Source organism: Aureimonas endophytica (assembly GCF_014642635.1).
Classification (GTDB): Bacteria; Pseudomonadota; Alphaproteobacteria; order Rhizobiales; family Rhizobiaceae; genus Plantimonas; species Plantimonas endophytica.
The window spans coordinates 82,190-101,305 of record NZ_BMIQ01000011.1 but is presented as its reverse complement, the minus strand read 5'-3'; the positions used below and the strand labels follow the sequence as shown (position 1 = coordinate 101,305).

14 protein-coding genes are annotated in these 19,116 nt (G+C 69.9%); 6 read left to right on the top strand and 8 right to left on the bottom strand.

Annotation, left to right across the window (positions count from 1 at the left end):
- Positions 1-848 precede the first annotated feature (848 nt).
- The 4 genes from IEY14_RS24005 to IEY14_RS23990 all read left to right on the top strand — a co-directional run bounded on the left by IEY14_RS24005 (position 849) and on the right by IEY14_RS23990 (position 7,056).
- On the top strand, positions 849-2,144 hold the full coding sequence (locus tag IEY14_RS24005; RefSeq protein ID WP_188913080.1) for an extracellular solute-binding protein: 1,296 nt from the start codon (positions 849-851) through the stop codon (positions 2,142-2,144).
- A 105-nt stretch (positions 2,145-2,249) separates the two neighbouring features.
- Positions 2,250-3,176: a carbohydrate ABC transporter permease gene (locus IEY14_RS24000; protein WP_188913090.1), complete on the top strand. Its 927-nt coding sequence runs from the start codon at positions 2,250-2,252 to the stop codon at positions 3,174-3,176.
- The gene (locus IEY14_RS23995) at positions 3,173-4,015 is read left to right on the top strand and encodes a carbohydrate ABC transporter permease (RefSeq protein WP_188913078.1); all 843 of its coding nucleotides are present in this window, start codon (positions 3,173-3,175) and stop codon (positions 4,013-4,015) included. Before IEY14_RS24000 ends, IEY14_RS23995 begins: the two co-directional genes overlap by 4 nt.
- 20 nt (positions 4,016-4,035) lie before the next feature.
- Complete coding sequence (locus tag IEY14_RS23990; protein ID WP_188913076.1) at positions 4,036-7,056, top strand: alpha-mannosidase; 3,021 nt, start codon at positions 4,036-4,038, stop codon at positions 7,054-7,056.
- Positions 7,057-7,189: 133 nt separating this feature from the next.
- Here IEY14_RS23990 and IEY14_RS23985 read toward each other — a convergent pair whose 3' ends face one another.
- Positions 7,190-7,708 (bottom strand): type II toxin-antitoxin system YhaV family toxin, encoded by a 519-nt coding sequence (locus tag IEY14_RS23985; RefSeq protein ID WP_188913074.1) that lies wholly within the window; start codon positions 7,706-7,708, stop codon positions 7,190-7,192.
- Entirely contained in the window at positions 7,705-8,031 is a 327-nt protein-coding gene (locus tag IEY14_RS23980; protein ID WP_188913072.1) for a type II toxin-antitoxin system PrlF family antitoxin, read from the bottom strand. The genes IEY14_RS23985 and IEY14_RS23980 overlap by 4 nt, the downstream gene beginning before the upstream one ends.
- A gap of 246 nt (positions 8,032-8,277) precedes the next feature.
- Here IEY14_RS23980 and IEY14_RS23975 point away from each other — a divergent pair, with 246 nt between their 5' ends.
- Positions 8,278-9,495 carry an ROK family transcriptional regulator gene (locus IEY14_RS23975; protein ID WP_188913070.1) on the top strand — a complete coding sequence of 406 codons (1,218 nt, stop codon included), beginning with the start codon at positions 8,278-8,280 and terminating at the stop codon, positions 9,493-9,495.
- Here the strand turns inward: IEY14_RS23975 and IEY14_RS23970 are convergent.
- From IEY14_RS23970 to IEY14_RS23950, 5 genes are all read right to left on the bottom strand, one after another.
- Entirely contained in the window at positions 9,428-10,576 is a 1,149-nt protein-coding gene (locus IEY14_RS23970) for an ROK family transcriptional regulator (RefSeq protein WP_188913068.1), read from the bottom strand. The genes IEY14_RS23975 and IEY14_RS23970 overlap by 68 nt on opposite strands.
- Entirely contained in the window at positions 10,573-12,657 is a 2,085-nt protein-coding gene (locus IEY14_RS23965) for a prolyl oligopeptidase family serine peptidase (RefSeq protein WP_188913066.1), read from the bottom strand. The genes IEY14_RS23970 and IEY14_RS23965 overlap by 4 nt, the downstream gene beginning before the upstream one ends.
- An 86-nt stretch (positions 12,658-12,743) precedes the next feature.
- Positions 12,744-13,904, bottom strand: coding sequence for an efflux RND transporter periplasmic adaptor subunit (locus tag IEY14_RS23960; RefSeq protein WP_188913064.1), 1,161 nt, complete (start codon positions 13,902-13,904; stop codon positions 12,744-12,746).
- A 16-nt stretch (positions 13,905-13,920) separates the two neighbouring features.
- Positions 13,921-17,079, bottom strand: a complete 3,159-nt coding sequence (locus tag IEY14_RS23955) for an efflux RND transporter permease subunit (RefSeq protein ID WP_188913063.1) — start codon at positions 17,077-17,079, stop codon at positions 13,921-13,923.
- Between the two features lie 42 nt (positions 17,080-17,121).
- Entirely contained in the window at positions 17,122-17,346 is a 225-nt protein-coding gene (locus tag IEY14_RS23950; protein ID WP_188913061.1) for a hypothetical protein, read from the bottom strand.
- Positions 17,347-17,528: 182 nt separating this feature from the next.
- Between IEY14_RS23950 and IEY14_RS23945 the strand changes: the two genes are divergently transcribed.
- Positions 17,529-18,137, top strand: coding sequence for a TetR/AcrR family transcriptional regulator (locus IEY14_RS23945; RefSeq protein ID WP_188913059.1), 609 nt, complete (start codon positions 17,529-17,531; stop codon positions 18,135-18,137).
- Here the strand turns inward: IEY14_RS23945 and IEY14_RS23940 are convergent.
- Complete coding sequence (locus IEY14_RS23940; RefSeq protein ID WP_188913058.1) at positions 18,134-19,093, bottom strand: AraC family transcriptional regulator; 960 nt, start codon at positions 19,091-19,093, stop codon at positions 18,134-18,136. The two genes, IEY14_RS23945 and IEY14_RS23940, sit on opposite strands and share 4 nt — an antisense overlap.
- Between the last annotated feature and the right edge of the window lie 23 nt (positions 19,094-19,116).

Sequence of the window (19,116 nt, the reverse complement as noted above, 5' to 3'; positions counted from 1 at the left end):
CAGCGGGGAGAGGGTGGCCCGCAGGGCCGGGTGAGGGGCATGCGGCGGTGGAGACTGGCAAACAGCCGCTCGGCTCCGCCGACCCCTCATCGCCTGCCGGCACTTCTCCCCGCAGGGGAGAAGAAAGCGGTGGGGCGGCTTCGTCCCGTCGGACACCGCAGAAGCGGCCGATGCGGGTGTGAGCCGGCGGCACCACCGCGTCCCTCTCCCGAGCCGGGAGAGGGTGCCGGCAGGCGGGTGAGGGAGCCGTAGGGCGCTGACGCTGGCATCCGCCACCGGGCGCAGACGCCAGCGCCCGTCATTCCCTCATCCCGCTGCCGCGACCTTCTCCCGACTCGGGAGAAGGAGGAAGCTGCACGGCCTTTGCCTCCTTCGGTGAAGAACCGGCCGGTGCCGCCAAATCTGTCGACGGAAGGGTGCCCTTCCTTTCCCCTGCGGGGAGAGGGTGGCCCGCAGGGCCGGGTGAGGGGCACGCGGCGGTGGACGCTCTCCGAAACCCGTTCGGCTGCGCCGACCCCTCATCGCCTGCCGGCACTTCTCCCCGCAGGGGAGAAGAAGGCGGTGGCGCCGGCTTCGTCTTTCCGCGAGTCGGCGGAACAGACGCGGACGGCGCCGCCGCGCTTCCGATCTTGGCTCGGGCGAAAGACGCGCCCTTTCTGCTCTCCCGTCATAAAACATTGTCGCGACTCGCATAGGCGGACCCTCCTCCACCCCGCGCAACCCAAGCGAGACGATGCCGCTTGCGGTTATAAAATCGATGTGATTTATTCAGTGCGAGCGTGAGACCATCGCGCCGGGCACGAGGCGGCAGAGAACCGTCCGTTCGAGGAAACACTGGAGATCCGATCATGCGCCTGCGTTTCGCCGCCGCGCTGCTGGCCTCGGCCGCCGCGTTCGTTTCGCTGTCGGCAAGGGCCGACGACCTCGTGGCCAAGGACCGCATCGGTCCGGCCGACGCGCCGAAGGCGCTGACGCTGCGCCTGACCCAGGACGGGCCGAACAGCAACACGCCCGACTGGGCCGAGGGCTACAAGAAGCTCTTCGCCGATTTCACCCGTCGCCATCCCGGCTGGAAGATCAACCTGGAACTCATGTCCGACAATATCGGACAGGAGCAGGCCCGCATGCTGGAGCAGGTGAAGTCGGGCCAGGGGCCGGACTGCGCCGCCGTCGATTCCTTCGTGCTCGCCCTGTTCAAGGGCGCCGAGGTGCTGCAACCGCTCGACGCCTATTTCACCAAGGAGGAGGTGGCCGATCTCTTCCCCTTCGTGCGCGAGGGCGTCACCGGCAAGGACGGGCATCTCTATGCCTGGTGGTGGGATACGGACCTGCGCGTCCTCTATCGCAACAAGGAGATCGTGGCCAAGGCGCCCGAGACCTGGGACGAGCTGAAGGCCGCCGCGCTCGCCTCCAAGGGCGACGGCATGGAGGGCGTCCTGTTCAATGGCGGGCGCTGGGAGGGCACGACCTTCGACTGGCTGGCGAATTTCTGGGCCGAGGGCGGCGAGCTGGTCGATGCCGCCGGCAAGCCGGTCTTCGCCAGCGGCGAGAACCGCGAGAAGTTCCTGAAGGCGGTGCGCTACTACAAGGATCTGGTCGATTCCGGCGCCGCGCCGAAGCGCGTCGCGACCATCGGCAATTACGACGAGTTCCACGCCGCGGCGGCGGCCGGCACCACGGCCCTCTTCATCGGCGGCAACTGGCAGCTCGGCCAGCTGCGGAACACGCTGGAGCCCGAGGAATTCGCCAAATGGACCTTCTCGGAACTGCCGGGTCCGACGGCGACGGCCCGCGCCACCGGCACCGGCGGCTGGACGATCGGCGCCTTCGCCAAGGACCCGGAAAAGGTGGCGCTCTGCGCGGCGATCGCCAAGGAGGTCTATTCCGGCCCCGGCAACGCGCTCCAGATGCAATTGCCGACCTCGAAGGCCCTCTACGACAAGTACGACGTGTTCAAGACGCCGGAGAACCAGGCCTTCGCCAAGGCGCTCGCCAACGGCCACGCGCGGCCGGGCGTGCCGATCTATCCGGAGATCTCGAATCAGATCCAGATCATGATGGGCGACGTCCTGTCCGGCACCAAGACGCCGGAAGCCGCGCTCGACGCCGCCGACGCGGCGGTGCAGGCGGCCTACCACCGCTGAGCCCCGTTCCGGCGGGCGCGCCGGGGAATTGCGCCCGCCGTCCTGGCATCCAAGGCTGACCGCCGCGACACCGGCGGGGGAGAGGGACGAATGTCGTCATCGCAGATGGCGCTCGCCGAGGCGGCGGCGCCCCCGGCCGCGCGCCGGATCAGGCGGCGCCTCGCCGACCATCCGGCGTTGTGGCTGGCGCCGACCGCGCTGATGCTCGGCCTCTTCTATCTCTATCCGATCCTCGACGCCCTGCGGCTCGCCTTCACCAATGCCTCGCTGCTCGGCGGCGAGACCGCCTATACGACGGCGACGCTGCAGGCCGTGCTCGGCCATGCCGCGCTCGGCGAGATCCTCGCCAACACCGCCGTCTTCACGGCGGCAAGCGTCTTCGGCCAGCAGCTTCTCGGCCTCGGCATCGCCATGCTGGTGGTGCGCGGCGAGCGCCGCCGCCTGCCGGGCATGGTGCTGGTGCGCACCATCGTCCTCGTCGCCTGGGTCATTCCCGGCATCGCCAACGGCATCATCTGGCAGATGCTGTTCAGCGAGGCGCCCTTCGGCGCCATCAACGGCGTCCTGCGCCTCCTCCATGTCGCGCCGGTCGCCTGGCTGTCCGATCCGACCCTCGCCATGGTCTCGGCCACGGTCTCCAACATCTGGCGCGGCACCGCCTTCTCGATGATCGTCTTCTACGCGGCGCTGAAGGGCATCGACCGCGCCCTCTACGAGGCGGCGAGCATGGACGGCGCCTCGGCGCGCCAGCAATTCGCCTATGTCACGCTGCCGCAGCTGAAGCCGGCGATCCTCGTCAACTCGATCCTCGTCACCATCCAGACGCTGAACGTCTTCGACGCCATCATCTCGCTCACCGGCGGCGGGCCGGGCCGGGCGACCGAGGTCCTGTCGCTGTTCACCTTCTTCACCGTGTTCCGCAACTACGACCTCGCCGGCGGCAGCGTGCTCTCGGTGCTGATGCTCGTCATCAGCCTCGCGCTCGCCCTCGTCTATGCCGCCTTCCTGCCGCGTCCGGAGGACCGGGCATGAAGGCGCGCCACCAGCGGCGGCTGGGCGATGCCGCGACCTATCTCCTGTCGCTCCTCGTCGCCGCCTTCTTCCTCACGCCCCTCCTGTGGCTCCTGTCCCTGGCGCTGCGCACGCGGCAGGAGGTGTTTCTCGGCCCCAGCCGCTTCATCCCGAAGCACCCGGTCCTCGACAATTTCGCCCAGGTGCTGAGCGATCCGGCCTTTCTTATCTATCTCTGGAACGGGCTGAAGCTCTCCGCCCTCGGCGGCTTCGGCTGCCTCGTCGTGGCGGCTCCGGCGGCCTATGCCTTCTCGCGCTTCTGGTTCGCCGGCCGCTCGGCCCTGATGATGGCGATCCTCGGCTTCCAGATGGTCTCGCCGCTGGTGATCCTGGTGCCGCTCTATCGCTACATGAGCGCGCTCGGGCTCATCAACAGCCATTTCGGCGTCACCATGGTCTATGTCGCGGTCGGCGTGCCGATGTGCACCTGGATGCTGAAGGGCGCGATCGACGCCATTCCGCAGGAGGTGGAGGAGGCGGCGGCGATGGACGGCTGCTCGCGCTTCGGCATCTTCTGGCGCATCACCCTGCCGCTGGCGGCGCCCGGCCTCGCCTCCACCTTCATCCTCGCGACGATCCTCAACTGGTCGCAGTTCCTCATCCCCTTCCTGCTTCTCAACAAGGACGGGCAGCTGCCGATCGCCGTCGCGATCTTCAACTTCGCCGGCACGTCCAACGCCTCGACCACGCAGGTTCTCGCCGCCGCCTGCCTCGTCGCGGTCGTGCCGGCCATCGTCGCCTTCGTCGCCCTCCAGCGCCTCGTCGTCGGCGCGCTCACCGCCGGCGCGGTGAAGGGCTGAACCATTCCAAGGAGTATCCCATGTCGCTGACGCTCGCCCAGCGGATCGACCGCCTCGATGTCCGCAGCCGCGAACTGCCTTTCTGGCGCGAGCGCGCCAGCCTTCCGATCACGGACTGGACCTTCGACGGCGAGCCGCTGACGCTCGGCGCCCCGTGGCCGCGCCGCGACGGCGTCTTCGCCTTCGCCGCCTCGGCCGAGGTGCCGGAGGGCTGGACCCTCGACGAGACGCGGCTGATCCTCGATCTCGGCGGCGAGAGCCTCATCACCCTCGTCGGCGAGACCGGCGAGAAGAGCTACGGCCTCGACCCCTATCACCGCGAATTCGCGGTGCCGGGCCGGCGCTTCGGCATCCGCTCCGAGACCGTCGCCCGCTTGCCCTTCGGCGAGCCGGTGAAGGAGCCGCGCCTCGTCACGGCCCGTCTCGCCTGGATCGAGCCCGCCCTTCACGGGTTCCACCTTCTCCTGCGCCAGCTGGTCGAGACGGCGCGGCTTCTCGGCGCGCACGAGGTCGTGGCCCATCTCGTCGCGGCCGGCGAAGAGGCCTTCGCCGCGCTCGACTGGCCGTCCGCCACCGCCGACTACGTGGCGCGCATGGGCGACTTCACCCAAGGCCGCGCCATCTGGGGCCTGCCGCCGCTGAAGGAGCGGCCGGAGGGTCTGACCGAGACGCAGCGCGCCGGCGTCGTCCGCGCCCATGAAGGGCTCGTCGCCGCGCTCCAGGGCCTGAAGGCGCGCTATCCGCAGCAGGGGCGGATCGCGCTCACCGGCCATGCCCATATCGATCTCGCCTGGCTCTGGCCCTATGCCGAGACGCGGCGCAAGACGCGGCGCACCTTCCACACCGCGCTGCGGCTGATGGAGGATTTCCCCTCCTATGTCTTCAACCAGTCGACCGCCGCCTATTACGCCCAGATCGAAGAGGACGATCCGGCTCTGTTCGAGGCGATCCGCGAGGCGGTGAAGGCCGGGCAGTGGGAGACGATCGGCGGCATGTGGGTCGAGCCCGACACCAATATGCCGACCGGCGAGAGCTTCGTGCGCCAGATCCTCTACGGCCAGCGCTATTTCGAGCGGACCTTCGGCACGCGCCACCGCGTCTGCTGGCTGCCGGACTGCTTCGGCTTCTCGCCGGCCCTGCCGCAGCTCCTGCGCCAGGGCGGCATGGATTCCTTCTTCACCATCAAGGTGAACTGGTCGGAGACCAACCGCTTCCCGCACGATCTCTTCCTCTGGGAAGGGCTCGACGGCAGCCGGGTCCTCGCCCACACCTTCGACAATCCGCAGAACGGCTATAACGGTTCGATCGAGCCGGCGGCGATCCTGCCCACCTGGGGCAATTTCCGCCGCAAGGACATTCATGACGAGAGCCTTCTCGCCGTCGGCTGGGGCGACGGCGGCGGCGGCACCACGCCGGAAATGCTGGAGCGCCAGGCGCAGCTCGCCGATTTCCCCATCGTGCCGGCGCTGCGCCCGGTGCGGGTCGAGGACTTCTTCGCCCGCATCCATGACGAGGTGCCGGAAGAGCGCCTGCCGGTCTGGTCCGGCGAGATCTATCTGGAGCTCCACCGCGCGACGCTGACCTCGCAGAGCCATACGAAGCGCCTGCACCGCCATGCCGAGCGGGCGCTGATCACCGCCGAGACCGTCGCCTCGCTGGCGACGCTGCTCGGCGCGGCGGCGCCGGCGAGCCTCGAACCCGTCTGGCGCACCGTCCTGAAGAACGAGTTCCACGACATCCTGCCCGGCTCCGGCATCCGCGAGATCTACGACGACGCCGAGCGCGAGCTGACGGAGTCGCTGGCGGCGGCCGAGGCGGCCAAGGCCGAGGGCCTCGCCGCGCTCGCCGCCCGTCTGCCGAAGGGCGGGCTCGCCGAGGCGCTGGTCGTCGTCAATCCCGATCTCCACGCGCGGGCGATCCGCGCCGAGATCGACGGCGCGCCCGTCACCGCCGAGACCGCGCTGCCGGGCCTCGGCATCCTCGTCCTCGACCCGCGCGATCTCGCCGCGCCGAGCGATCTGTCGGTTTCGGCGAGCCATCTCGAAAACCGCTTCGTGCGGATCGAGATCGGCGCCGACGGCACGCTGACCCGCCTGTTCGACAAGCGGACCAGCCGCGAGGCGCTGGCCGGGCGCGGCAACCAGCTCTGGGTCTATCCCATGGACAAGCCGCGCGACTGGGATGCCTGGGACCTCGAGGACGACTATCGCCGGGGCGGCATCGAGCTGACCCATCTCGACGGTCTCGACTTGGTGGAAAGCGGGCCGCATCGCGTCGCCTTGCGCCTCCGTCGCCGTTTCCGCGATTCCACGATCACGCAGGAGCTGCGCCTCTGGGCCAATTCGCCGCGTCTCGAGATCCGCACCGAGCTCGACTGGCACGACCGCCGCGTCCTGTTGCGGGCCGAGACGCCGGTCGACGTGCGCAGCGACTTCGCCACCTTCGAATGCGCCTTCGGCGTGGTGCGCCGCGCCACGCATGACAACACGTCCTGGGACGCGGCGAAGTTCGAGGTGCCGGCCCATCGCTTCGCCGACCTGTCGGAGCCGGGCTTCGGCGTCGCGCTGCTGAACGATGCCAAATACGGCCATAGCGTGAAGGGGAATGTCCTCGGCCTCAGCCTGGTGCGCGCGCCGATCTATCCCGACCCGATGGCGGACGAGGGAGCGCAGAGCTTCACCTATGCGCTCATGCCGCATGGCGGCGACTGGCGCGAGGGCGGCGTGCGCGAGGAGGCGCTGGATCTCAACCAGCCGGTCCTGGCGACGAAGGCCGGGGGCCTCGCCGCCGGGCTCGTCCAACCGCTGGTCGCGACCGGCATCGCGGCGGGCCTCGCGGGCCTGAAGGTTGCGGAAGACGGGCAGGGCCTCGTCGCCCGCGTCTACGAGCCGGCCGGCGCGCGCGGCCCCTTCACGCTCCGCCCCGCCGAGGGCTGGCGGGTGGAAGGCGACGTGAACCTTCTCGAAGAGCCGGTGACGCGCGAGACCGGCCCGGACCTCAAGCCCTTCGAAGTCCGCAGCTGGCGCCTCGCGCGGGAATAGGCGGGGGTCGAAAACCGCCGGGCGTTCGGCACCGTCTCCCCTTGCGAAGGTGGAGACGGGAACGGCGCGCCTTCATGCCGCGATCGCCGCCGAGACTCTTCGGCGGCCGGGTGCGGGCTGTCATGCGGGGTCTTCAGGACTGGCCCGCCGCCTCGAAACTCGCCTCGAACCGCGAGGACGCCGCCTTCGCCTCCTTCAGAAGCGCGTCGTAGACGTCCGGCGGATGGCCGCTGTCGAGCATCGCTCGAAACGTCGCATAGGCGTCGTCCTTGCTGCCATAGGCGCGCAGGCTCGACTCGTCGTTCACCCAGGCCAGGACCACGATCTTCGCGGCGCCGTCGAACCGGAAGAACAACCGGTACTGCTGGAGGAATTTCGCCCGGAACCAATGTTTCCGTCCGTCCCCGAGCGTCTTGCCCTGGCGGAACTGCGGTCCACCGGGATCGGCGGGAATGGTCTGGAAGACGATCTTGAAGATCGCGGCCAGACGCTTGAAGGCGTTCTTCTGCCGATAGGTCTCGGGATCGCGCGCCCTCCGTTCCTCGACCTCCCCGATCAGGGTGTCGAGCTGGTCGAGGAAGATCGGGTGAGCATAGATTGACCAGCCGTTGACGACGACCGGCGGCGCGGCCGGCGGACCGGATCGCGTCATTCGTCCTCTTCGGAAAGCGGCTGGTCGAGATCGACATCCGCATGACCGACCAAGTTTTTCATGCGCTCATACAAGGCGCCGTCGAGTGCCAAAAGCCGTTCGGGATGGCGTCTGATGTCGGATTCCAGAAAATCCAGAAACGCTCCGAGGGCCGGGTCTTCCGCCTCCTCGCGCGCGCCTTCGATATAGACCCGCCCCTCGGCGTCGATGCGGTATCGGATGCGGTCACCCTTGCCGAGCCGCAATTGCTTGCGGACCCCGCTCGGAATGGTCGTCTGATACCGGTCGGTGAGTTTCGACTCCTCCTGGACGAATGTCGGCATGATCACCTCGCGCGCGGGACAGGGTCTTCGCTCGGAAAGGTAATGCATTTGCATTGTGTCGTCAAAGGCGTACCCCGGGTTCAGGCATGATGTCGGTGAGGCTTGCCGTCCTGCGGCGCGAGAGCCTCCGCTTGCGGCCGGTCCTTCCCCGCCGCTCTCGCGGTTGACAAATCCCCTCGGCGCATCGCTTCCTTGCCGCGCTGGAGCCGCAGCCTGTCGCCCGGTTCCGCGCCGGTTCCGGAAAGAATGACAGCCATTTCCCCGCCGGGCGATCTCGCCGGCTCCAATTCGGGCCTCGCCGCCAGCCACAACCAGGCGGTCGTGCTGCGCACCATCCGCTGGAGCCAGCCGATTTCCCGCACCGAGCTGGCGCAGCGCTGCGGGCTTTCCAAGCAGGCCGTGGCGCGCATCACCGAGAAGCTGATCGACGACGGTCTGGTGATGGAGGCGCGCCGGCGCTACGGCCTGCGCGGCCAGCCGGCGATCGAGCTGGAGATCGATCCGCAGGGCTGCTCGTCCGTCGGCATCGGCCTCGGCCGCGACCATCTGACCATCGTCGCCGTCGACGCGCTCGGCCGCGTCCAGGACCGCATCCATCGCGAGGCGCGCTATCTTCTGCCCGACGCCTTCTTCGCCGAGGTGCGCGAGGCGCTGAAGACGTTCCGCCGGCACCGCGCCATCGACGAGAGCCGGCTCGCCGGCATCGGCGTCGCCTTTCCCGACTGGCTCGGCCGCATTCCCTTCATCGGCATGCCCGAGCGCTACGCGCTCTGGGAGGCGACCGACATCCGCGCCGGGCTCGGCGAGATCACCGACCGGCCGATCTTCATCGACAACGACGCGACGGCGGCGGCGATCGGCGAGACGACCTACGGGCTCGGCGCCGAGATCCGCAGCTTCTTCTACATCTTCATCGGCGCCGGCCTCGGCGGCGGCGTGGTGCTGGACGGCGCTGCCTATCATGGCGCGGCGGGCATCGCCGGCGAGATCGGCTGGCTCCCCGTCGCGCCGGAGGGCGGCCTCGGGCCGGTGCGGCCGCTCGGCGAGCTCGTCTCGCTCTTCCTCCTCTACGACTTCCTGAAGTCGCACGGCATCGAGGTGCGGGAGCCGCAGCAGCTTCTCGCGCTCGACGAGCGCGGCCGGGCGCTGGTGGCGGACTGGCTGCGCCGCGCCGCCCGTCCGCTCGCGGAAGCCGCGATCGATATCGGCCTCGCCCTCGATCCCGATGCCGTCGTCATCGGCGGGCGCCTGCCGGTGACGCTGATGGACCGGCTGATCCTCCATGTGCACGAGGCTCTGGCCGAGGATTCGCGGCCGGTGCCGAACGTCTATCGCGCCGGCGGCTCGGAGGATGCGGCGGCGCTCGGCGCGGCCACCATGCCGCTCGCCCACGCGCTCAGGCTGGAAGCGGCCGATCCGGCGCAGCGGACGCGCTCGCCGCTGCGGGGCCGGTCGCCGGCATGATCCCGCCGCGAAAGGAGCGGCGCGGATCGGGCAGCAGCGTTTCGAGAAAGGGCAGGGCGGCGAGGCCGAGGGCGACGCCCGCCTCGCCCTGGCTGGCGCGGCGCAGCTCCGGCAGCCAGTAGGGCTGCGTCGGCCCGACCATGCGCGCCGCCCAGCCGGCGGCGAGACGCGCCGTCAGCGCGGCGAGCAGCGGCTCCGGCAGCCGGCCGCCGATCGTCACGAGGCGGGGGCCGAGAAAGGCCGAGAGCGCGATGATCATGTCGGTGAGATGCTCGGCCGCCGCCTCGATCCAGCGCCGCACGTCCGGCGCCTCGGGGTCGAAGCCCGGCAGGAGGCGCGTCGAGGCGACGTCGTCGAGGAAGCGCCCCTGCGTGCCGGTGCGCATGCGCCCGACCTGCCCGGCGCGATGCGAGGCGCCGTCGAAGACGCTGCCGCCGATCACCATGCCGGCGCGCACCGAGGGGCCGAGGAGGATATGGACGAAGCTGTCATCCGCTCCCGCCGTGCCGAACTGCCGCTCGGCGATCGCCGCCGCCACCGTGTCGCGCTCGATCGTGACGGGCAGCGGCGCGAGGGCGTGGCGCAAGCCTTCGGCGGGCGGGTCGGCGGCGAGGCCGATGCCGACGAGCCGCGCCTCCGGCCGCTCCCGTTGCAGGCGGTCGGCGGCGGCGCGCACCAGCGCCGCATCGTTCTCCGGCATTCTCGCCGCGCGCTCCTCGAAGAGGATCGTGCCGAAAAGGTCGATCGCGACGAGATGGAACCCGTCCTCCGTCCGGTCGAGGCCGAGCGCGACGGCGCCGCCCGGCCGGATGGCGAAGAGCTGCGAGCGCCCGCCGCCATCGGGCTCGACCAGCCCGTCCTCGGTCAGGCGGCGCAGGATATTGGCGATGCCGGGCACGGTGAGGCCGGTGACGCCGGCGAGATCGAGCCGCGTCTGCGCGCCGCCGCGCCGCAGGGCCTCCAGCGTCACGCGCAGATTGTGGTCCGCCGCCTGCACGAGGTTCAGCCCGGCGGCGGGGTCGCGCCGCTCGGGCTGGAAGGGCGGCAGGGGCGGCCCCTGCGGATCGGCTCCGCCCTTCACGCCGCCGCCGTCGGCTCCCAGCCGATGGCCCGGCGCAGGAAGGCGAGGCCAAGCGCCGCGAAGGAGGCGATCTCGCGATTGTCGCGCCCGGCGCCGTGGCCGCCGCCCTCCTGCTCGAAGAGATGCGCGGCATAGCCCATGGCCTGGAGCTTCGCCGCCATCTTGCGGGCATGGCCCGGATGCACCCGGTCGTCGCGCCGCGTCGTGGCGATGAGGATCGGCGGATAGGGCCGGCCGGGCTCGGCCGCGTGATAGGCGGAGATGTGCTGGAGGAAGGCCCAGTCCTCCGGCCGGTCCGGGTCGCCATATTCGGCGATCCAGCTCGCCCCGGCGAGGAGGCGGTGATAGCGGCGCATGTCGATGAGCGGCACGGTGCAGAGAAGCGCGCCGAAGCGCTCGGGATAGCGCACCAGCATATTGGCGATGAGGAGCCCGCCATTCGAGCCGCCCTCGGCCGCGAGCCGGCCGGGCCGCGTCACGCCGCGCCGGACGAGATCCGCGGCGACGGCCGCGAAATCGTCATGCGAGCGCGCCTTATGCTCGCGCCGGCCGGCCTCGTGCCACCAGGGGCCGAACTCGCCGCCGCCCCGGATATTGGCCGTCACCGTGGTGCCGCCCTTCGCCAGCCAGAGCCGGCCGAGGCCGGCGGAATAGCCGGGGATGTTCGAGACCTCGAAGCCGCCATAGCCGGAAAGATGCACCGGCGCCTCGCCCGTCTCGCCGGGCGGGCCGGCCTGGACATAGGGGATGCGCTCGCCGTCGACGGACACGGCCTCGTGCCGCGTGACGACGAGGCCGCCGGCATCGAACAGCACCGGCGCGCGCTTCAGCACGGTCGGGGCGGCGAGCTCCGGCCGCGTCTCGTAGAGCGTCGGCGGCGTGATCGGATCGGCGGCATAGGCGAGAAGGTCGCCATTGGCCTCCCGGTCGTCCTCGTCGAGGCGCCAGAGCGAGACCATGCCGAGTTCCGGCAGGCCGGCGATGCGCGTCTCCCGCCAGTCGCGCTTCGGGTCCACGGTGAGGAAGCGCGCCCGCATGTCGTCGAGGATGGAGAGGACGAGGAGGCCCTTCGACCAGAAGAAGCCTTGCAGCGCCCGGCGCGGCGCCGGCTCGAAGACGAGGCGGAAGTCGCGTCCGCCCGCCAGGAGGGCGTCGAGCCCGAGGCCGAGGACGCAGCCGGACGGATAGGTGCGACCCTCGACCGTCCAGTCGCGGCGCGGGCTGAGCGCAACGAAGTCGTCGTCCCAGAAGATCGTGATGTCGGTCGGCAGGTCGAGCCGCGTCTTCGGCCCCTCCCGGTCGCCGAGATGGATCACGGCGTCGAAGAAGCCGAGGCGCTCGACGAAGATGCACCATTCCGCCTCGCCGCGATGATGCACGTCCGCGCCGGCGAACATCGAGGTCGCCGGCACTTCGAAGAGCACCGGGGCGGCCAGCGGATCGCCGCCGCGCCGCCAGAGCCGCACCGTGCGCGCATAGCCCGACTCCGTCGCCATGCCCTCGCCGAGCGCGCTCTGCAGGAGCAGCGTGTCGCGGTCGAGCCAGTCGAGCCCGCTCTTGCCCTCGGCAAGATCGAAGCCGCCCGCGACGAAGCTTCTGGTTTCGAGATCGAATTCGCGCAGCGTCACCGCGTCGCCGCCGCCGCGCGACAGGCGCAGGATCGCCCGGTCGTGATGGCGGGGCCGCGAATGGGCGCCGGCCCAGACCCAGTCGGCGCCCTCCTCGGCGGCGAGCGCGTCGAGATCGAGAAGCGTCTCCCAGTCGGGCGCCTCCGAGCGGTAGCTTTCTGGCGTCGTGCGCCGCCAGAGCCCGCGCGGATGGGCCGCGTCGCGCCAGAAATTGTAGAGGAGCCCGCCGCGCCGCGTGACGAAGGGAATGCGGTCCGGCCGGTCGAGCGCCTCGGCGAGCCCGTCGCGATCGGCCTCGAAGCGCGCGTCGGCGAGGGCGGCGAGGGTCTTCGCATTCTCGGCCGCGACATGAGCCAGCGCCCGCTCGCCCTCGATCTCCTCCAGCCAAAGATGGGGATCGTCGTCGGGCGCGGCGAGCGTCGGACGCGGATCGACGGCATTCGGCACGGGCATCTCCTTGGCGAGGATTTCCGAAACGCCGAAGGGAATGCCCGATCCGCCGCCCGATGGCCAGAGGCGGCGGCGGCCCTTGCCGGCGCCTATTTCGCGGCGACGGCGGCCGGCAGCGGCTGGACCGGCGCGCCGGGGCCGATCTTCTGGAGATTGCCGGTGATGACGGTCTCGCCTTCGCCGAGGCCGCTCGCCGCGACGAGATCGCCCTCGACCGCGCCGAGCACCACGGGCTTCTGCTCCGCGACGCCCTTGTCCGAGATCACGTAGACATATTTGCCGAACTGACCGGAGCCGACCGCCGCCTGCGGCACCATCAGGACGTCGTCGCTTTCCTTCACCTTGACGCGCGCCCGCACATACTGGCCGGGCAGCAGCGAGAAGTCGCCGTTGCGGATCGTCGCCCGGGCGGTGATCGTGCCGGTCTGCGGGTCGATCGTGTTGTCGATGAAGGTCAGCTCGCCCGCATGGGCGCTGTTCTCGACGCCCGGCAGCGACACTTCCACGCCCACCTTGCCGGCGCGGCGCGCCGTCGCGATCTCGGCGAGGTCCTTCTCGCTCGGATTGAAGGTGACATAGATCGGATCGAGCTGGACGAGCGTGTTCAGCGCCGAGCCGCTGGCCGAGACCAGCGTGCCGGCCGGCGCCCGGTCGCGGCCGAGCCGGCCGGGAAAGGGCGCGCGGATCTCGGTATAGCCGAGATTGAGCTCGGCCGTGCGCAGCGCCGCCCGCGACAAGGCTAGCCCCGCCTCCGCCTGCCGGCGGGACGAGACGCGCTGGTCGGCCGTGTCCTTGGCGAGCGAGCCGGACTGGACGAGGGAGGAGGAGCGGTCGGAGGTGGCGCGGGCATAGTCGAGCGCGGCGCTGTCGCGATCGGCCGCCGCCTTCGCCTGGTCGAGCGCCGCCTCGTAGTCGCGCGGATCGAGCCGGTAGAGGAGGTCGCCTTCCGCGACATCGGCGCCGTCGGGAAAGAGCTGGGCGGAGACGAAGCCGCCGACCTTCGACTGGAGCGACACCTGCCGGATGGCTTCCGTGCGCGCCGAATAGTCGAGGAAGACCGGGACGGCCTTCTTCACCACCTTGACGGTGGGCACCGGCATGGCCTGGGGCGCGGGCGGCGCCGCCTTTTCCGGGGCGTTCTCGGCGGTGGCGATCGACTCGATGACGGCGCGGTTGCGCCAGGCCATGTCGGCGCCGAGCGCGAGCGCGAGGACGGCCACGGTGGTGAGGGCGAGCTTGGCGAGTTTCATGTCTGAAATCCCGGGGTTATTCGGCCGGAGCGGGCTGGACCGCCGGCCCGGCATGCGCCGGCGCCGTCTCGTGGTCCTCGCGCCCTTCGCGCCAGCGTTCGATCATCGCATAGAAGACGGGAACGAACAGGAGGGTGAGCACCGTCGCGGCCAGCATGCCGCCGAAGACGGTGGTGCCGAGCGACTGCCGGCTTGCGGCGCCGGCGCCCGTCGCCTTCATCAAGGGCACGACGCCGAGGATGAAGGCGAAGGCGGTCATCAGGATCGGGCGCAGCCGCAGCCGCGCCGCCTCCTTCGCCGCCTCGATGATCGGCAGGCCCTCGAGGCGGCGCCGCTTGGCGAATTCGACGATGAGGATGGCGTTCTTCGCGGCGAGGCCGATCAGCATCACGAAGCCGATCTGCGAATAGACGTCGATCTGCAATCCCCGCAGGAACAGGGCCGCCACCGCGCCGAACAGCGCCAGCGGCACGGCGAGCAGCACCATGAAGGGCATGGACCAGCTCTCGTATTGCGCGGCGAGGATCAGGAAGACGAAGACGATGGCGAGAGCGAAGATGACGCTCGCGAGCGACCCCGCCTGGATCTCCTGATAGGTGATGCCCGTCCATTCGTAGGTGAAGTCGCGCGGCAGGGCGGTGGCCGCCGCCCGCTGCATCGCCGCCACCGCATCGGCCGAGGAGAAGCCCGGCGCCGCGCCGCCATTGATGAGGGCGGAGGCGTAGTTGTTGTAATGCGGCACGGTTTCCGGCTCGACGATCGGCTTCAGGCTGCCGAGGGTCGAGAGCGGCACCATGCCGCCGGCACCGTTGCGCACATAGAGGCGCGACAGGTCCGAGGCCGCCGCGCGCGCCGCTTCCTCCGCCTGCAGCGTCACGCGGAAGGTGCGGCCGAAGAGGTTGAAGTCGTTCACGTAGAGCGAGCCGAAGAAGATCTGGAGCGTGTTGAACACGTCCGGCAGGTCGAGGCCGAGGAGCTTGGCCTTGTTGCGGTCGAGGTCGAAGTCGAATTGCGGCGTCGAGGTGGAGAAGGAGGTGAAGAGCTGGAACGGATTGAGTTCCGGCTGCTTGCGCGCCTCGGCGATGAGGCCCTGCACCGCCTCGTTCAAGGCCGCCGAGCCGCGCCCGGCGAGATCCTCCACCTGGAACTCGAAGCCGCCCGTCGCGCCGAGGCCGGGGATCGAGGGCGGATCGAAGGCGAGCACGATCGCCTCCGGGATCTGCATCAAGGGCCCGCGCACGGCATTGACGATCTTCGAGGCTTCCTGGTCGGGGCCGCGCTCCTCCCAGGGCTTCAGGATGGCGAATTCCACCGCCGAGTTCGACTGCGCCGCATTGGTGAGGAAGTTGAGGCCGCTGATCGAGCCGACGATGTCGACGCCGGGCGTCTTTTCCAGGACGTCGCGCACCTTGGCGGCCACCGCGTCGGTCCGCTCCAGCGAGGCGCCGTCCGGCAACTGCACCACGACGAAGAAATAGCCCTGGTCCTCGACCGGCAGGAAGGTGGAGGGGAGCTTCTGCCAGATATGGTAGGTGGCGCCGAGCGTGAGGAGGAAGAGCAGGATCACCGCGTAGCGCCAGCGCACCAGCACGCCGACGAAGCGCGAATAGCCCTGCGAGACGGATTCGAAGGCGGCGTTGAACCAGCGGAAGGCGAAGAAGCGGACCGCCGGCCGATGCTTCAGGAACACCGCGCTCAGGGCCGGGCTCAGCGTCAGCGAGTTGAAGGCGGAGATGCCGACCGAGATCGCCACCGTCAGCGCGAACTGGTTGTAGAGCCGGCCGGCGACGCCCGGAATGAAGGCGACCGGGATGAACACGGCCATCAGCACCGCCGTCGTCGCGATGATCGGGCCGGTCACTTCCTTCATGGCGCGGCGCGTCGCCTCTAGTGGCGGATGGCCGTCCTCCAGCTGCCGCTCGACATTCTCCACGACGACGATCGCGTCGTCGACGACGAGGCCGATCGCCAGGACCATGCCGAGAAGGCTCAGCATGTTGAGCGAGAAGCCGAGCACCTCCATCACCACCAGCGTCGCGACGAGCGACACGGGAATGGCGATCACCGGGATCAGCGTGGTGCGCCAGCTCTGGAGGAAGACGTAGACGACGAGGACGACGAGAACGAGCGCCTCGCCGAGCGTGATCAGCACGTCGTGCATCGAGGCCGACACGAAACGCGTCGTGTCGTAATGCATCGCGTAGGAGACGCCCTTCGGGAAGCGCGCCGAAAGCTCGTCCATCTTGTTCTTGACGTTCTCGCGCAGTTCGAGCGCGTTGGAGCCCGGCCGCTGGAACACGCCGAGGACGACGGTCGGATCCTTTCCGAAATAGGCGGAGGAGGCGTATTGCAGCGAGCCGAGCTCGATGCGCGCGACATCCTTCAGGCGCACCGCCGAGCCGGCGGCGGGATCGGCGCGCACGACGATCTCGCCGAACTCGGCCGGGTCGCCGAGGCGGCCGACGGCGTTGACCTGCATCTCGAAGGCGGTGCCGGCGGGGGCCGGCGACTGGCCGATCTTGCCGGCCGCCACCTGCACGTTCTGCTCGGCGACGGCGCGCTGCACGTCCACCGCCGTGATGCCGAGATTGGCCATCCGGTCCGGGTCGAGCCAGATGCGCATGGAATAGCGCCGCTCGCCGAAGATCTGCACGTCGCCGACGCCGGGCAGGCGCTTCAGCGGATCGGCGATCTGGAGAAAGGCGTAGTTCGACAGGGCGACGGGATCGAGCGAGCCGTCCGGCGAGGTCAGGTTGACGATCAGCGCGAAGTTCGGATTCTGCTTCTTCACCGTCACGCCGCTCTGGTTGACGATGGCGGGCAGCGAGGGCGAGGCCTGGGAGACGCGGTTCTGGACGTCCACCGCCGCGATGTCGAGCGGATAGCCGATGTCGAAGGTGACGGTGATGGTCGCCGAGCCGTCGTTGGAACTGGTCGAGGCCATGTAGGTCATGCCCTGGACGCCGTTGATCTCCTGTTCGAGCGGCGTCGTGACCGTGTCGGCGACGACCTGGGCGCTGGCGCCGGGATAGCGCGCGCTCACCACCACCTGCGGCGGCGTGATGTCGGGGAACTGCGAAACGGGCAGCAGGAAATAGCAGATGGCGCCCGCCAGCACCATGACGATGGCGATGGCGGACGCGAAGATCGGCCGACCTGTGAAGAACTCTACCATATCGGGTCCGATCTCGATGGTTCCGATTCGATGCCGCTTGCGTCAGCCCTGGGCGAGCCAGGCATTGGCGGCGCGCGGCGCGAAGGCGAGACCCGACACCACGTCGTCCTCGCGGTCGGCGGCCTGGCGCGCCATCAGGCGGCGCAGACAGAGAAGCTTGCTCTGGAGCCGGTCCGGATTCACGCGGTCGGCCTTCATGAGGGCCTTCACGGTCGGGTCGGCCAGGATCTCGTCGATCGTCGGCTCGGTGCGTGCGCAGTCCGCCATCGGTTCAACTCCTTGTGTCGGCTCGTTCACCGCTCCGCAACTTCCCATCGCCGGCTTCGCCCCCATCTGACGCTTGTCAGCCCGCGCGGCGGGTGTTACAGGTCAGTAACAAGCATGACGTGACAGACCGGTAACATCCCGTCAAGAGGGTTCGGGTCGGTTTTTGGAGGGCAGGTCCTTCGATGTCGGATTCCATGGCGGACAAGGCGTCCGTTTCCTGTCGGCCGCGCGAGCGCATTCTCGACACGGCGCGCAGCCTGTTCCGACGCTGCGGCATTCGCGGCACCGGCGTCGACGCCATCGCGGAATCGGCCGGCACGAACAAGATGACGCTCTACCGCCATTTCCATTCGAAGGACGATCTGATCGTCGCCTGCCTGAACCAGGCGGCGATCGAGGCCGAGGCGCTCTGGGCGAGCGTCGAGGCCGCCGCGCCGGGCGAGCCGCGCCGCCAGCTCGACCATTGGGTGCTTCTCGTCGGCGAGGCGCTGCGCGCCGATCGCGGCTGCGAGGTCTCGAACGCGGCGGTGGAACTGTCGGAGGCCTGCGACGGAGTGCGCCAGACCATCGCGGCCTTCAAGCGGACGCAGCGCCTGCGCCTCGTGGCGCTTTGTCGCGCCGCCGGCTTCGCCGAGCCGGAGCGGCTGGCCGACATGCTGGCGCTGATGGTGGAGGGCGCGCGAATCAGCCGGCAGGCGAGCGGCGACGAGGGGCCGAGCGGCAGCTTCGCCGATTGCGCCCGCGCCGCGATCGCCTCCTCCAGCAGCCGCGAGGTGGCGCCGGCCGGCTAGGCGGAGGCGGCCGGGCGGACGCGGCTCGGCGGCAGGCCGACCACGCGCTTGAAGGCGCGGCTGAAGGAGGCTTCCGAATCATAGCCGAGCCGGAGCGCGATCTCCGAGACGCGCAGCCGGTCGTGGAGCAGCCATTGCCGCGCCTGATGCATCCGCACCTGCGCCACATAGCGGGCCGGGGTCTCGCCGACCATGCTCGTGAACTTCTCGACGAAGCTGGAGCGCGAGGCGCCCATCAGCCGGGCGAGATCGGCGAGCGGCCAGTCGCGCGCCGGATCGGCATGGATCGCGGCGAGCACACGCCCGATTTCCGGGTTGCGCACGGCGGCGATCCAGCCGGAGGAATCGCCGCAGCCATGCTCGACCCAGGAGCGGATGATCTGCGCCGCCAGGACATCGGCGAGCCGCGCGAGGATGCCGCCGGCGCCGACGCGGTTCATCGCCACTTCCGCCCCCATCGCTTCCAGCAGATGCGGAATGGCCGGCTCGTGGCGCATCAGCTCCTGCGCCCGCATCACCACCGGCATCATGCGGAGCAGCGGGTGCAGCGCGTCGAAGTTGAAGCGCATCGAACCGAAGAACAGGACCGAGACCTCGCCGGCGCCGCCGGTCTCGAGGTCGTAGATGTTGTCGCAGATCGGCCGGCATTCCCAGCGCGGGAAGGGCTGGCAGGGGCAACTCGGCCGGCTCGCCAGCGCATAGTCGCCGCCGCGCGGCAGAAGCACCGCGTCGCCGGCACCGAGCTCCAGCCATTCGCCCCCCGGGGTCAGGAGATGGCAGCCCCGTTCGGCGACGAAGTGGAAGCGCGCCTCGGCCGGGGCCGAAAAGCCGAAGCCCCAGGGCGCCGCCAGCCGGCAGCGCGCATAGCTGACACCTTCGAGACGCAGCCCCCGCAGCATATCGCTCAAGGGATCGGCGGCGTCGGGACCTGCCGAATTGGACGAACGGTCAAGCATATCGGATTTTCTAGCATCGAAAG

Bases quoted from the DNA above. Each gene is read 5' to 3' on its own strand.
- IEY14_RS24005 (WP_188913080.1), top strand. From the start codon at position 849: ATGCGCCTGCGTTTCGCCGCCGCGCTGCTGGCCTCGGCCGCCGCGTTC.
- IEY14_RS23960 (WP_188913064.1), bottom strand. From the start codon at position 13,904: ATGAAACTCGCCAAGCTCGCCCTCACCACCGTGGCCGTCCTCGCGCTC.
- IEY14_RS23950 (WP_188913061.1), bottom strand. From the start codon at position 17,346: ATGGCGGACTGCGCACGCACCGAGCCGACGATCGACGAGATCCTGGCC.
- IEY14_RS23995 (WP_188913078.1), top strand. From the start codon at position 3,173: ATGAAGGCGCGCCACCAGCGGCGGCTGGGCGATGCCGCGACCTATCTC.
- IEY14_RS23985 (WP_188913074.1), bottom strand. From the start codon at position 7,708: ATGACGCGATCCGGTCCGCCGGCCGCGCCGCCGGTCGTCGTCAACGGC.
- IEY14_RS23955 (WP_188913063.1), bottom strand. From the start codon at position 17,079: ATGGTAGAGTTCTTCACAGGTCGGCCGATCTTCGCGTCCGCCATCGCC.
- IEY14_RS23975 (WP_188913070.1), top strand. From the start codon at position 8,278: ATGACAGCCATTTCCCCGCCGGGCGATCTCGCCGGCTCCAATTCGGGC.
- IEY14_RS23980 (WP_188913072.1), bottom strand. From the start codon at position 8,031: ATGCCGACATTCGTCCAGGAGGAGTCGAAACTCACCGACCGGTATCAG.
- IEY14_RS23965 (WP_188913066.1), bottom strand. From the start codon at position 12,657: ATGCCCGTGCCGAATGCCGTCGATCCGCGTCCGACGCTCGCCGCGCCC.
- IEY14_RS23990 (WP_188913076.1), top strand. From the start codon at position 4,036: ATGTCGCTGACGCTCGCCCAGCGGATCGACCGCCTCGATGTCCGCAGC.
- IEY14_RS23945 (WP_188913059.1), top strand. From the start codon at position 17,529: ATGTCGGATTCCATGGCGGACAAGGCGTCCGTTTCCTGTCGGCCGCGC.
- IEY14_RS24000 (WP_188913090.1), top strand. From the start codon at position 2,250: ATGGCGCTCGCCGAGGCGGCGGCGCCCCCGGCCGCGCGCCGGATCAGG.
- IEY14_RS23940 (WP_188913058.1), bottom strand. From the start codon at position 19,093: ATGCTTGACCGTTCGTCCAATTCGGCAGGTCCCGACGCCGCCGATCCC.